This is a genomic window from Ochrobactrum sp. SSR, from assembly GCF_030067775.1.
Taxonomy (GTDB): domain Bacteria; phylum Pseudomonadota; class Alphaproteobacteria; order Rhizobiales; family Rhizobiaceae; genus Brucella; species Brucella teleogrylli.
On sequence record NZ_CP125969.1, the window covers coordinates 796203 to 809110 of the forward strand.

Below are 12908 nucleotides of genomic sequence, written 5' to 3' on the forward strand. Positions count from 1 at the left end.
ACTTGCAAAAACAATAGCTTATATCATGGGCAACAAAAGAGATGAATTGAACCCAAGCGATAGCATCGCACATTGAAGGATTAAGATCATGAACCTGTTTCGCTCTTACAACAACTGGCGCCGTTACCGTGAAACCGTCAGCGAACTGAACCAGCTTTCGACTCGCGAACTGAACGATCTCGGCATCTCCCGCGCCGACATCCCTTACGTCGCTCGTCAGAGCAAGGCTCGCTAAGCATCAAGCTGAAGACCGAAAAGCTGTTCGCGACGATTGCACTACGCTGAACGCCTTTCGATGAAAATTTCAGATTGAAGTTTCGCGCTGTGAATACCACCAGGACTGGATCCTCCTCCCGCCAGCCCTGGTTTGTTGCCAAGCCATCCTCCTCCCAGGCTTAGCGACAACGAGACCGGTTCTCCTCCTCCCAATCCGGTCTTTCCATATGGCATCCGTCGCACCTCCTCCCGCGACGGATGCCATTTGTTTTTCTGGACCTTGCTCGCCCATTGATGGCCGCCAGCAAAGGCGATATGGGAAGGACCATGACAAACACATCCGATCTCACCCCCATTCACGTCGTTGGCGGCGGTCTCGCTGGCTCCGAAGCCGCCTGGCAGATTGCGCAGGCAGGCGTTCCTGTCGTGCTGCATGAAATGCGTCCCGTGCGCGGCACTGATGCGCACAAGACCGAACAACTGGCCGAACTCGTCTGCTCCAATTCATTCCGCTCGGATGATGCCGAAACCAATGCTGTCGGCGTACTGCATGCGGAAATGCGCCTTGCAGGCTCGCTCATCATGGCCTGCGCCGATGCACATCAGGTTCCGGCGGGCGGCGCGCTTGCTGTGGACCGCGAGGGATTTGCGCAAGCCGTAACCGAAAAGCTTGAGGCTCATCCGCTGATTACCATCAAGCGCGAGGAAGTCACCGGCCTGCCGCCGGAAGAATGGGGCACGACCATCGTTGCCACCGGCCCGCTGACCGCGCCGTCGCTTGCCGAAGCCATCGCTGCGGAAACGGATGCCGATGCACTCGCCTTTTTCGATGCGATTGCGCCCATCGTGCATTTCGATTCGATCAATATGGATGTCTGCTGGTTCCAGTCGCGCTACGACAAGGTCGGCCCCGGCGGCACCGGCAAGGACTATATCAACTGCCCCATGGATAAGGAGCAGTATGAGGCGTTCGTGGCGGCGCTTGTCGAAGGCGACAAGACGGAATTCAAGGAATGGGAAGGCACGCCCTATTTCGATGGCTGTCTGCCGATTGAAGTCATGGCGGAACGCGGACCCGAAACGCTGCGCCACGGCCCGATGAAGCCTATGGGCCTGACCAATGCGCATAACCCGACCGTCAAGGCCTATGCGGTTGTGCAACTGCGTCAGGACAATGCGCTTGGCACGCTCTACAACATGGTCGGTTTCCAGACGAAGCTGAAATACGGCTCACAGACCGGCATCTTCAAGATGATTCCCGGGCTGGAAAATGCCGAATTCGCGCGCCTCGGCGGTTTGCATCGTAACACCTACCTGAACTCCCCCGTGCTGCTCGACAGCGTGCTGCGCCTGAAGTCGCGTCCGACACTGCGCTTTGCCGGCCAGGTGACGGGTTGCGAGGGCTATGTCGAATCATCGGCCATCGGCCTTCTTGCCGGTCGGTTCACCGCTGCGGAGCGACTGGGCAATGCTGCCGTCCCGCCACCGCCGACAACCGCCTTTGGCGCACTGCTTGGGCACATCACCGGCGGCCATATCGTCGCTGACGATGCCGAGCCTGGCAAGCGGTCGTTCCAGCCGATGAATGTCAATTTCGGTCTGTTTCCGCCGGTCGAAGTGCCGAAGGAAGAAGGCAAGCGTCTGCGTGGCAAGGAAAAGACCATCGCCAAGAAGCGTGCGCTTTCCGCCCGCGCGCTTGCAGATTTCCGCACATGGCTGGAACAGCTGGCCTGACGGTCAGAAATTGGCGCGAAGCATCAGCCACTGCTTACGGATAGCCGAAATATCGGCTGTCCGTTCTGCCGCCCTGCCGCCAAGGCGTTCAATCGCTTTCAGATAAGCTGGCACGATGGCCATCGGCAAAAATGCCGGTGCAAGGCTTTTTGGCAATGTCGCCCTTGCCTTATCGAAAATCGCCAGATGTTCCCGCGCCAGTGCCAGCATGACGCTGGCCACGCGCTCAAAAGCCGACGGATCGTCGTTGGCAAAAAAATGCTTCGCGCGTCACGCCGACCGATGCCAGCATGTCGGCTGGAACATAGAGCTGGCCGCGACGGCGATGAATCGGCAATAGGCGAAGCAGGCCTGTCGTCGCCTGCGCAACGCCCGCGTGACCGGCGGTTTCACTCTGCGCCTGCGCGGCGTCACGATCCAGAATAAAGCCGGCTAACTGAATGATTGCCGAAGCGGTCTCACCGCAATAGCCTTCCAGATCGTTACGGCTTGGCATCGGATCGTCATAGAGATCGAAGATACGCGCCTCGCAATAATTGTCGAAAGCGGAGCGCGGAAGCTCGTATTTGTCGATTGTTTCGACCAGAGCAGCGGCAACCGGGTGCGCATCAGCGCTGCCCCTCGCCTCGCCATTGATCAGATCGCGCCACCATTGCAGACGTACTTCGCCCGGCAACGGCTCATGAACAAGATCGCGAATGCGCGCCACTTCCGCATTGAAGGCATAGAGTGCCGCCAGCCCGCCGCGTTTATCCTCCGGCGCATAGAGCACCGACAGATAACGGTCCCGGTCAGCCTCACGAAGAAGCGCCAGGCAATGTGCCTCATTCTGGTTCATGATCGTTATTCTACTGCAATAAGCGCCGCCGCAACCGCGCGATCTTCCGCCAGCAGCACATTATAGGTCCGCACGGCAGCACCTGTGCTCATCGGATCGGATGAAATGCGATGCTCGCGCAAAACAGCGCGCACGTCTTCTGGAATACGCCGCAGATCCATTCCGGTTCCAACCAGCAGAATTTCAATATCCGAAGCCTGCTCCAGAATCAGCTCCAGATCGGCCCGCGAAAGCACCGGCGGCATTGCAGGCTTCCAGCCGTGAATACCGGAGGGCAGACACAGGATCGAACCGCGATGCGACATTTCGGCGAAACGAAAACCACCATCGCCATAAGCATCAATGGGCGCGCGCCCCGGAAAATGCGCTTCGCGTATTTCTATTCCCTTGGCCATTCTCAGCTTTCCAGATTGAGCGACTGTGCAAGTTCGTCGCCCATTTCCTCATCCTGCTCAGGCCCGCGCGGCTTCAGTCCAAACTGAACCAGCAGCGGTGCGGCGATGAAGATCGACGAATAGCTCGCCACAATAATGCCGACGCTGAGCGCCAGCGCAAACATGCGGATATCCGCGCCGCCAAAGGCGTAAAGCGGAATATGCGCGAGGAACGTCACGAAAGACGTCAGCAAGGTACGCGACAGGGTCTGGTTGATCGAGGCATCGATGATCGCAGGCAGCGGCGCGCTGCTGTAGCGGCGCAGGTTTTCGCGAACGCGGTCATAAATCACGACCGTATCGTTCAGCGAATAGCCGATGATCGTCAGGATTGCCGCGACGCTCCACAGATTGAATTCCATGCGGAAGACAATGAACATGCCTGCGAGAATAACCACGTCATGCAGGGTCGATAGCACGGCGCCAAGCGCCAGTTGCCACCGGAACCGCACCCAGACATAGATGAAAATGCCGATTAGCGACAGGACAACGGCCAGAATACCGGCGCGCGACAGCTGTTCGGAAACCGTCGGGCCGACGACTTCCACACGCTGGAACGAATAATCCTGTTCGAACTCACCGCGCAGTTTTACAGCGACCGTCTGTTCGGCGTCATCACCGACTTCCTGGCTGCCGATGATCACAAGCGCCGAGCGCGCCGATTTGGCGGGCAGAACACGGGCGCTGTCGATATTTAGTTCGGAGAGACGGTCCTGAATATCTTCCAGATTGGCGTCACCGCTGCGCGCCTGAAGCTCGACCATCGAACCGCCACGGAAATCGATGCCGTAGTTGAAGCCGATATTCACAAACAGCGCCACCACGATGGCGCAGGCCAGCACGGAGATGCCGAGCGTAATGAATTGAAGGCGCATGAACGGAATATGCGTCACCGTCGGCACCAGCTTGAGGCGGCGCTTCGGCACTTCCTTCGGCTTTGCCGTGCGCACCCATTGGGCGATCAGCAGTCGGGTAAAAGTCAGCGTGGTGAACAGCGTCGTGCCAATACCAACCGCGACGGTCAAAGCAAAGCCATGCACCGTGCCGGAACCGAGCAGGAACAGAACCAATGCGGCAATGAGTGTTGTCAGATTGGCGTCGATGATGGTCGACAGAGCGCGGTAGAAACCGGATTCCATCGCCTGCACGACGGAATAGCCCTTGCGGCGATCTTCGCGCACGCGTTCATAGATCAGAATATTCGCGTCAACCGCCATGCCGATGATGAGCACCAGACCGGCAACGCTGGCGAGGCTGATGGAAGCGCCGATCAGCGACATCACCGCAGTCAAGATGATGATATTGACCACAAGCGCGACCATGGCGATGACGCCAAGAACGCCATAGGACAGCACCATGAACAGGCCGACGAGAAGTGCGGCCAGAAGTGCAGCCGTCACGGCAGCGCTGGCATAATCCTCGCCAAGTGCCGAGGCGATGGTGCGCTCTTCAAGCACGGTCACAGCCTGTGGCAACGTGCCGGAACGCAGAACCACGGCCATATTGTTGGCAGCCTGCAAATCGAAGGCGCCTGAAATCTGCAATTCGTTGGTATCGAGCGGCTCGCTGATGACCGGCGCAGACACGACCTGATTATCGACCACGATGGCAAAGCTCTTGCCCGTCGCATTGGCGGTCAGCTCTGCCAGACCTTTGCGGCCCGCGTCATCAAGGGTCAGGGTAATAACCGGTTCATTATCATCGGAAGAAAGCGTGGCCTTCGCGTCGGTGATATTCGCGCCGGTGAGAACGGGCTGTTTCTTGACGAGATAACCGACCGGCGGATCGTCATAGGAATAGACGACTTCGCTACCCACCGGGGCGCGCCGCGAATGGCGTCATCCGGCGAAACGGAATCATCCACAGCGTGGAATGATAGATCGCCGCGAATACTCAGAATGTCTTTCAGAAGCTGCGCATCGTAAAGGCCCGGAACTTCGACGCGAATCTGGTTGCGCGCTTCGGTTTCCACAACGGGACGACCGTAACCCAGTTCCTCCAGCCGCTGCCGCATGATCTCGGCACTGTGTTCCAGATCGTTGCGGCCTGCATTTTGAACCTGCAGAACAAGGCGGGAGCCGCCGGAAAGATCAAGGCCGAGCGCGACCTGCTTCTTCGGCAGGAAACCGGGCAGATCTCGCCAGCGTTTCACGCGAGAAAAAATTAGGGGAAGCGATGACGAAGCTGACGAGAACCGCCAACCAGATCAGGGCCGATTTCCAGCGTGAAAAATAGAGCATAGAGCAGCAATTCCGTTTCAGCTTGGCCCGTTTTGGCCTGGATAGGGCATGCCGGGGTACGAATGCGCACCGCTCTCCGGCCTTGGGTCATGCGCGCATACAAAGGTCGCGCCGACCGAATATTGCACGGGCTCCGGTTAGTGAATGCTTACCGGAGCCCGTATCATCTCAAAAAGAGATTACTTGTTCTTATTATCGGCGACTGGTTCGCCCTTGACGCGCACATCCATCAGGGTGCTGCGCAGAACCTTGATGCGAACGCCTTCGGCGATTTCGACTTCGACTTCATTGTCGTCGACGACCTTCTGCACCTTGCCGACGATGCCGCCGCCGGTGACAACCGTATCGCCACGGCGCACTGCGTTCAGCATTTCCTGACGCTTCTTCATCTGGGTCCGCTGCGGGCGGATGATGAGGAAATACATGATGACGAAGATCAGGATGAACGGCAGAATGCTCATGAGCATGTCTGGGCCAAAGCGCCGCCGCCAGGTGCTTGAGCGAAAGCCGGTGTTACGAACATTAGGAACTCCTCTGAAGTCTCAAAGACAATTTGTTAAGGGCATTACAATGGTTGGCGCGCCAAATGCAACCGACGATCATCCCGCCTGCGCCAAGGTCGCACACTTTTCGCCTCCGCTGTGACATGTTAAGCCGTTCAGACACCACTAGGGGCATGGAAATGACGACCGAAGACATACTCAGCCAGAAACTGGACCGTTTGATCGCCGCGCTCGAACGTATCGCACCACCAGAAGCCAAAACGCCGGACCTCGACGCCGCAGACTGTTTTGTCTGGGCGCCGGAACGATTGACGCTTGATCCGGTGAAGCGGGTTAACCGCGTGGATATCTCCCTGATCCGTGGCGTAGATTTGGTGCGCGACCAGCTTGTAGACAATACCCGCCGCTTCGCAAATGGCTATCCGGCAAACAACGTTTTGCTATGGGGCGCACGCGGCATGGGCAAATCCTCGCTGGTGAAGGCCGCGCAGGCCAGCGTTAACGCCGAACTCACGTCCCAGAAGCCGCTTAAGCTGATCGAAATCCATCGCGAGGATATCGACAGCCTGCCGACGCTGATGAACATGATCAAGGATACGGAATATCGCTTCATCCTGTTCTGCGACGACCTTTCCTTCGACCATGACGACACGTCTTATAAGTCGCTCAAAGCCGCGCTCGAAGGCGGCGTCGAGGGCCGTCCGGGCAATGTGATCTTCTATGCAACATCGAACCGCCGCCACCTCATGCCGCGTGACATGATCGACAATGAGCGTTCCACGGCGATCAACCCGTCGGAAGCGATTGAAGAGAAAGTTTCGCTGTCGGACCGCTTCGGCCTTTGGCTCGGCTTCCATAAGTGCAGCCAAGACGATTATCTCGCCATGGTTGACGGCTATGCAGCCCATTTCAAACTGAACTACGATCAAGCCAAGCTTCACGCGGAAGCGCTGGAATGGTCAACCACGCGCGGCAACCGCTCGGGGCGCGTGGCCTGGCAATATGTGCAGGACCTTGCTGGCCGCCTCGGCGTTGCAATGTAAGAATAGAAAAAGGCGGGCTTTTCGGCCCGCCTTTTGATTTACATCTCTCAGCGCAATCAGCTTTCCAGATATTTGGAAGGATTGACCGGCGAGGAATTCTTGCGCACTTCAAAGTGCAGCTTCGGCGACTTCGCATTCCCGCTCATGCCGGACTTTGCGATATCTTCGCCACGACGAACCTTCTGGCCGCGCTGCACCAGTATCTGGCTGTTATGGCCATAGACCGTGACAAGACCGTTGTCGTGACGGATCAGAACCGTCTGACCGAATTCCTTCAAACCGTCGCCAGCATAGATGACGACGCCGTTTTCAGCGGCCTTAACCGAGGTTCCTTCCGGAACCATGATATCGATGCCATCGCTGACAGCAGTGCCTTCACGCTGACCGAAGCTCGCCAGAATACGACCGCGAACCGGCCAGCGCATCTGAGAAATACCGGTGGAAGAAGGCGCTGCGGCCTGATCCTTCTCGGCATCCTCGATCACCTTGTTGCTCGCTTGCGGCGGCGTATAAGGCTTGACGCTTCCAGCCGCTTCCGGCGCTGCGGCAACAGCCTTGGCCGGGCTTGCGGGCTGCGGCGTGACAGCGGCAACTTGCGTTACAGCAGCAGCACCGGCTGCCGGGATCACCAGCGTCTGGCCGACGCGGATTGCGCCGTTAGACAGGCCGTTGGCCTTCTTCAGGTCGTCAACCGGAACGTTGTGCTTCTGTGCGATAGAGAACAGCGAATCGCCGCTCTGGACCGTATAGCCGCCCTTTGGTGCAGGCGGCGTTGCCGTGTTCGCGCCAGCCGATGCCAGATCGGTTGCGGCAGCAGATTTCTTGCCGTTAACCGAAGGGACTGCGGGGACAACAGCTATGTTGTTGTCCGTCGGGCGCGGGGCACCCTGCCCCGGCGTTGCCGGAAGCTGGCCCAGAACCTTTTCCTTCGTGCCGTTCACGGCATTATGGGTCGTCGTGGCAGCGCTTGCCACGCGGGTCTCTGCGCCATTGACCTGATTGGCCGTCATATCGCGGGCCTGACCAACCTGGTTCTGCATCTGCGTTGATGCCGCAGCGACTGGTGCCTGAACCGACTGGCGCGCTGCGGCGACCGGTGCCGCCATCGGAGCGGAAGACACCGCAGAAGGCGCCGGAAGGGAATTGCGCTGTACCGTTCCGCTGGAAACCCGCGGGGCTGGCGCTATTGGGGCGGACGCATAAACATCGCCTGCGGGCTGTTGCGCAACGCGCTGATTGGACGTCGAACCGGTAAAGATGCCGTCTGTGAAACGCATCGTATCGGAACTGCACCCGGCTCCAAAGCCGGCAATCAGAACAATTGCGACATTCCGCAGGAGACGTTCGGACGTATGATGCAAAATTGGGAAACGCATGTTCAACTCGTCCATACTCGAAACTCAGTAAGACGATTAAAGCGCGTTAATGTTACTCGCTGGTTAAGAACGGCCCAACTTTGGAAAAAGATTCACCAATTAAACACCATAAGCCCGCATTGGCGCGCGGCCATCATCGGTGGGCACTGAAACACATGACGGGTAGATTGGAAAATGTGAATCTTCAAAGAACCGAGGAAACGCCTTCAATGAAGGGCTGATAGCGAACAGCCATCAGGTTTTCCTGCTCGAAACGGCTGCCAACCTTCGAGATTCGCGTCACGATCTGTTCGCCGTCACCGGGACCAATCGGCGTGATGAGAACCCCATGCGTTGCAAGCAGCTCCACGAAATGACGCGGCACTTCCTCGCAAGCCAGCCAGAGAATGATCTCGGTCGAACGGCCCGCCCGGCATGCCATGCCGTCCATCGGCATGCTTGACCATGATGTTCTCACGCTTGAGCGAGACGAACTGCTGCAAGGCATGGTCGCAGAGTTTGCGATAACGCTCTACGGTCGTCACACGACCGGACAGCAATGACATGACAGCGGCGGTAAAGCCCGATCCCGTGCCGATTTCCAGCACGCGATGGCCGGGTTCCAGCTTGAGCGCGGCTAGCACACGCGCCTGATCGTCAATGCCTTCGATATATTCGCCGCAATCGAGTGGCGCCGTGCGGGTGCTATAAGCCAGATGCGACCACGCCGAAGCAAGAAAGCTCTGGCGTGGGGTCGCTTCAATGGCCGCAAAGAGGCGCGGATCATCAATGCCGCGCGCGCGCATGCGCAAGACGAAGGATGCAAATCCTTCCCGGTCCGAAAGCCTTGGCCGCTCAGACGTTGCCTGCCTCATGCTTCCCCCCCGCTTCAAGCTTCAAGACCAAGCGCAGAGCTCAGTTCTGCACGAACCTTATGCGCCGTCAGGTCGAGGTGCAACGGCGTGACCGAGATGCAGTCGGAGCGGATGGCGGCCAGATCGCTGTCGTCGGCGACCGGAGCTTTGCCGCGACCGAACCGCAGCCAGAAATACGGGAAACCGCGACCGTCGCGGCGCTCATCAAGACGCGCATCGTGGCTAAGCTTGCCTTGCGCCGTCACGCGGGTGCCCTGCACTTCATCCGCACCGCAATTCGGGAAATTGAGGTTCAGCAGAACGCCTTCCGGCCAACCGGCTGCGACCAGCTTACGGATCAGGTCTGGCGCGTGCGCTTCAGCTGTTTCCCAAGGAACTATCCGGCGGTCGCCTTCATAATCATATTCCTGCGACAGGGCGATGGAGCGAATGCCGAGCAGCGTTCCTTCCATCGCACCGGCCACGGTGCCCGAATAGGTCACGTCGTCTGCGATATTCGCACCGGAATTGACGCCGGACAGGATGAGGTCCGGCGCACCCGGCAGCACATGACGGACGCCCATGATGACGCAATCGGTCGGCGTGCCGCGCAGCGCGAAATGGGTATCGTCAATCTGGCGCAGGCGCAGCGGCTCCGACAAGGTCAGCGAATGCGCCAGACCGCTCTGGTCGGTTTCCGGCGCAACCACCCAGACATCATCCGAGAGCTGTCGTGCGATTCGCTCCAGAACTGCGAGGCCTTCAGCGTGGATACCATCATCGTTCGTCAGCAAAATTCGCACGTCTTCACTCCTGCTTTAATTATTGAGATCCTGAATCACGCAGCCTTTTCAATGCGCGTGAGGCCGCCCATGTATGGCTGCAATGCTTCAGGAATATGAATGCTGCCATCTTCCTGCTGGTAATTTTCCATGACGGCAATGAGCGCGCGACCGACCGCAACGCCAGACCCGTTGAGAGTGTGGACGAAGCGCGTGGACTTCTCGCCCTCCGGGCGATAGCGGGAATTCATACGGCGACCCTGGAAATCACCGCAGACCGAGCAGCTGGAGATTTCGCGATAGGTGTTCTGACCTGGAAGCCAGACCTCGATATCGTAGGTCTTCTGCGCGCCAAAGCCCATATCGCCGGTGCAAAGCACGACGGTGCGGAACGGCAGTCCAAGACGCTTCAGCACTTCTTCGGCGCAAGCCGTCATGCGCTCATGTTCGGCAATCGAGCTTTCTGCATCGGTGATCGACACCATTTCCACTTTCTGGAACTGGTGCTGGCGCAACATGCCGCGCGTATCGCGCCCGGCGGAACCGGCTTCCGAACGGAAGCAAGGCGTCAGCGCGGTGTAGCGCTGCGGCAGGGTCTTCACATCGACGATTTCGTCGGCGACCAGATTGGTCAGCGGCACTTCCGCCGTCGGAATCAGCCAGCGCCCATCCGTGGTGCGGAACAGGTCTTCCGAGAATTTCGGCAGCTGGCCGGTGCCATAAACGGCCTCATCGCGCACCATCAAAGGCGGCATGGTTTCGGTGTAGCCATGCTGCGTCGTGTGGAGGTCGAGCATGAACTGACCAAGCGCACGCTCAAGACGCGCCAGACCGCCCTTCAGAATCGTAAAGCGCGCACCGGCGATTTTCGCGGCGCGTTCGAAATCCATCATGCCGAGCGCTTCGCCCAGCTCATAATGCTCCTTTGGCTGGAAGGAGAAATTGCGCTGATTGCCGACGCGGCGAACCTCGACATTGTCGGCTTCGTCCTTGCCAAGCGGCACATCGCCAAGCGGAACATTCGGTATTGTCGACAGCGCGTCGTTCAGTTCCTTGACCAGCCGACGCTCTTCTTCCTCAGCGTGAGCGAGGAAATTCTTGAGCTCGTTTACTTCCGCTTTCAGCTTATCGGCGGTGGCGGTGTCTTTTTCAGCCATCGCCTTGCCGATTTCCTTCGAAGCGGCATTGCGACGTTCCTGTGCGGCTTGAACCTTGCCGACATTTTCGCGGCGCTTTTCGTCGAGCGCGATCAGTTCGGACGAGAGCGGCCCTGCCCCGCGCTTTGCAAGCGCCTTATCGAGGTCTTCAGGGTTTTCGCGAATCCATTTGATGTCGAGCATGGGAAAAGCCGTTTCGTGAAATTTGAGTACAAGCGGGCCGCAAAAGCTGCGGCCAGCGGAAATCGTAGTCTACGATCAGGAGGAAGAAGCGTCGTTTTCAGCTTCTTTTGCGTTCTCTGCTTCGTCGCGTTTCTTCTCGATCATACGAGCCACGATAATGGAAATCTCGTAGAGAAGGATCGTCGGCAAGGCAAGACCGATCTGGCTCGCCGGATCGGGCGGCGTCAGAACGGCGGCCACGACGAAGGCGATCACAATCGCATATTTACGCTTGTCCTTCAGGCCCGCCGAAGTCACCAGACCAACACGCGCCATGAGGCTGGTGATGACCGGCAACTGGAAAACCAGACCGAAAGCGAAAATGAGCGTCATGATGAGGCTCAGATATTCCGAGACCTTCGGCAGAAGCGAAATCTGCACTTCCCCCGCGCCGCCCGTCTGCTGCATGGCCAGGAAGAACCACATCACCATCGGGGTGAAGAAGAAATAAACGAGCGCGCCGCCCAGCAGGAACAGAAGCGGCGATGCAATGAGGAATGGCAGGAACGCCATACGCTCGTGCTTATAAAGCCCCGGCGCTACAAACTTGTAGATCTGCGCTGCGATGATCGGGAATGCGAGCACAATACCGCCGAACATCGCCACCTTCACCTGCGTGAAGAAGAACTCCTGCGGTGCGGTATAGATCAGCTCGGCCTTGGAGCGGTCCATGCCTGCCCAGTCGATGGCCCATTGATAAGGCACCACAAGCAGATTGAAGAGATGCTTTGCGAAGGCAAAGCAGAACACGAATGCCACGAAAAATGCCAGGATTGCCCAAATGAGGCGGCGGCGCAGTTCGATCAGGTGTTCAAGCAAAGGTGCAGCACTCTGCTCGATTTCATCCTCGTCACGGGTCACGCTTTGGTTCCTGTCTTCTTGGTGGTCTTTTTGGCAGGAGCAACCGCCTTATCGGCGGCTGGCTTTGCTGTATCCGCCGCTTTCTTTGCCGCGGATTTCACCGCAGCCGGTTTTGCAGCAGGCTTTTTGACAGCAGCAGGTTTCGCGACCGCAGGCTTTGTCGTCTCGGCCTTGGCCTTTGTCACCTTCGGTGCCGCTGGCGCAGCTTTTGCCGCCGTTTTGCGGGGCGCCCGCGCAGCCTTGGCAGGCTTTTCCGGGGCAGTGTCTGCCTGAACCGGCGCAGATACAGGAACAGGCGTTCCGCTCAAATCGACCGGTGTGGTCACTTCCGCAACCTTGTCAGGCGTCGCAGGCGACATGGAGGTCGAGGATTTGATGCTCGATTTCAGGTCTTCGCCTGCACTTCGAATCGGATCGAAAACCTGCGTCAGCTTGGAGCGCGGATCGAGCTTGCGTGTTTCGTCGATGATATTCTTGACGTCTTCCAGTTCCGCCTCTTTCAAGGCTTCGTTGAACTGGTTGCGAAACTCGTTGGCTGTCGCGCGCATGCGCGCCGTCGCCTTACCGAAGGCTCTAAGCATCTTCGGCAAATCCTTGGGGCCGACGACAACGATCATCACGATCGCAATGACCAGCAATTCAGACCAACCGACATCGAGCATTTTATAC

At 58.2% G+C, this 12908-nt stretch carries 9 protein-coding genes and 4 pseudogenes; 3 read left to right on the forward strand and 10 right to left on the reverse strand.

What is annotated here, in order from left to right; all coding sequences use genetic code 11:
- The first annotated feature begins 88 nt into the window (after positions 1-88).
- On the forward strand, positions 89-235 hold the full coding sequence (locus QLQ11_RS03770) for a DUF1127 domain-containing protein (protein WP_078338506.1): 147 nt from the start codon (positions 89-91) through the stop codon (positions 233-235).
- A 308-nt stretch (positions 236-543) separates the two neighbouring features.
- On the forward strand, positions 544-1950 hold the full coding sequence (gene trmFO, locus QLQ11_RS03775) for a methylenetetrahydrofolate--tRNA-(uracil(54)-C(5))-methyltransferase (FADH(2)-oxidizing) TrmFO (RefSeq protein ID WP_109368872.1): 1407 nt from the start codon (positions 544-546) through the stop codon (positions 1948-1950).
- A gap of 3 nt (positions 1951-1953) precedes the next feature.
- Here the strand turns inward: trmFO and QLQ11_RS03780 are convergent.
- The 4 genes and pseudogenes from QLQ11_RS03780 to yajC all read right to left on the reverse strand — a co-directional run bounded on the left by QLQ11_RS03780 (position 1954) and on the right by yajC (position 5985).
- Positions 1954-2788, reverse strand: a pseudogene (locus QLQ11_RS03780) (phytoene/squalene synthase family protein).
- 5 nt (positions 2789-2793) lie between these two features.
- Complete coding sequence (locus QLQ11_RS03785; protein ID WP_109368870.1) at positions 2794-3183, reverse strand: Mth938-like domain-containing protein; 390 nt, start codon at positions 3181-3183, stop codon at positions 2794-2796.
- Positions 3184-3185: 2 nt separating this feature from the next.
- Positions 3186-5462: pseudogene (gene secDF / locus QLQ11_RS03790) on the reverse strand (protein translocase subunit SecDF).
- A 179-nt stretch (positions 5463-5641) separates the two neighbouring features.
- Positions 5642-5985: pseudogene (gene yajC, locus QLQ11_RS03795) on the reverse strand (preprotein translocase subunit YajC).
- A 159-nt stretch (positions 5986-6144) separates the two neighbouring features.
- On the opposite strand from yajC, the gene QLQ11_RS03800 reads away from it, so the two are divergent.
- Positions 6145-7008, forward strand: a complete 864-nt coding sequence (locus QLQ11_RS03800; protein WP_167836026.1) for an ATP-binding protein — start codon at positions 6145-6147, stop codon at positions 7006-7008.
- Between the two features lie 56 nt (positions 7009-7064).
- Here QLQ11_RS03800 and dipM read toward each other — a convergent pair whose 3' ends face one another.
- From dipM to tatB, 6 genes and pseudogenes are all read right to left on the reverse strand, one after another.
- Positions 7065-8399 (reverse strand): cell division endopeptidase DipM, encoded by a 1335-nt coding sequence (gene dipM, locus QLQ11_RS03805; RefSeq protein ID WP_121535979.1) that lies wholly within the window; start codon positions 8397-8399, stop codon positions 7065-7067.
- Between the two features lie 169 nt (positions 8400-8568).
- Positions 8569-9238, reverse strand: a pseudogene (locus QLQ11_RS03810) (protein-L-isoaspartate(D-aspartate) O-methyltransferase).
- 14 nt (positions 9239-9252) lie between these two features.
- Positions 9253-10020 (reverse strand): 5'/3'-nucleotidase SurE, encoded by a 768-nt coding sequence (gene surE / locus QLQ11_RS03815; protein WP_121535976.1) that lies wholly within the window; start codon positions 10018-10020, stop codon positions 9253-9255.
- A 35-nt stretch (positions 10021-10055) separates the two neighbouring features.
- Complete coding sequence (gene serS / locus QLQ11_RS03820) at positions 10056-11339, reverse strand: serine--tRNA ligase (protein ID WP_121535973.1); 1284 nt, start codon at positions 11337-11339, stop codon at positions 10056-10058.
- 75 nt (positions 11340-11414) lie between these two features.
- Entirely contained in the window at positions 11415-12239 is an 825-nt protein-coding gene (gene tatC, locus QLQ11_RS03825; protein WP_109368862.1) for a twin-arginine translocase subunit TatC, read from the reverse strand.
- Positions 12236-12901, reverse strand: coding sequence for a Sec-independent protein translocase protein TatB (tatB, locus tag QLQ11_RS03830; RefSeq protein ID WP_121535970.1), 666 nt, complete (start codon positions 12899-12901; stop codon positions 12236-12238). The genes tatC and tatB overlap by 4 nt, the downstream gene beginning before the upstream one ends.
- Positions 12902-12908 lie beyond the last annotated feature (7 nt).

Bases quoted from the DNA above. Each gene is read 5' to 3' on its own strand.
- QLQ11_RS03770 (WP_078338506.1), top strand. From the start codon at position 89: ATGAACCTGTTTCGCTCTTACAACAACTGGCGCCGTTACCGTGAAACC.
- trmFO (WP_109368872.1), top strand. From the start codon at position 544: ATGACAAACACATCCGATCTCACCCCCATTCACGTCGTTGGCGGCGGT.
- QLQ11_RS03785 (WP_109368870.1), bottom strand. From the start codon at position 3,183: ATGGCCAAGGGAATAGAAATACGCGAAGCGCATTTTCCGGGGCGCGCG.
- QLQ11_RS03800 (WP_167836026.1), top strand. From the start codon at position 6,145: ATGACGACCGAAGACATACTCAGCCAGAAACTGGACCGTTTGATCGCC.
- dipM (WP_121535979.1), bottom strand. From the start codon at position 8,399: ATGGACGAGTTGAACATGCGTTTCCCAATTTTGCATCATACGTCCGAA.
- serS (WP_121535973.1), bottom strand. From the start codon at position 11,339: ATGCTCGACATCAAATGGATTCGCGAAAACCCTGAAGACCTCGATAAG.
- tatB (WP_121535970.1), bottom strand. From the start codon at position 12,901: ATGCTCGATGTCGGTTGGTCTGAATTGCTGGTCATTGCGATCGTGATG.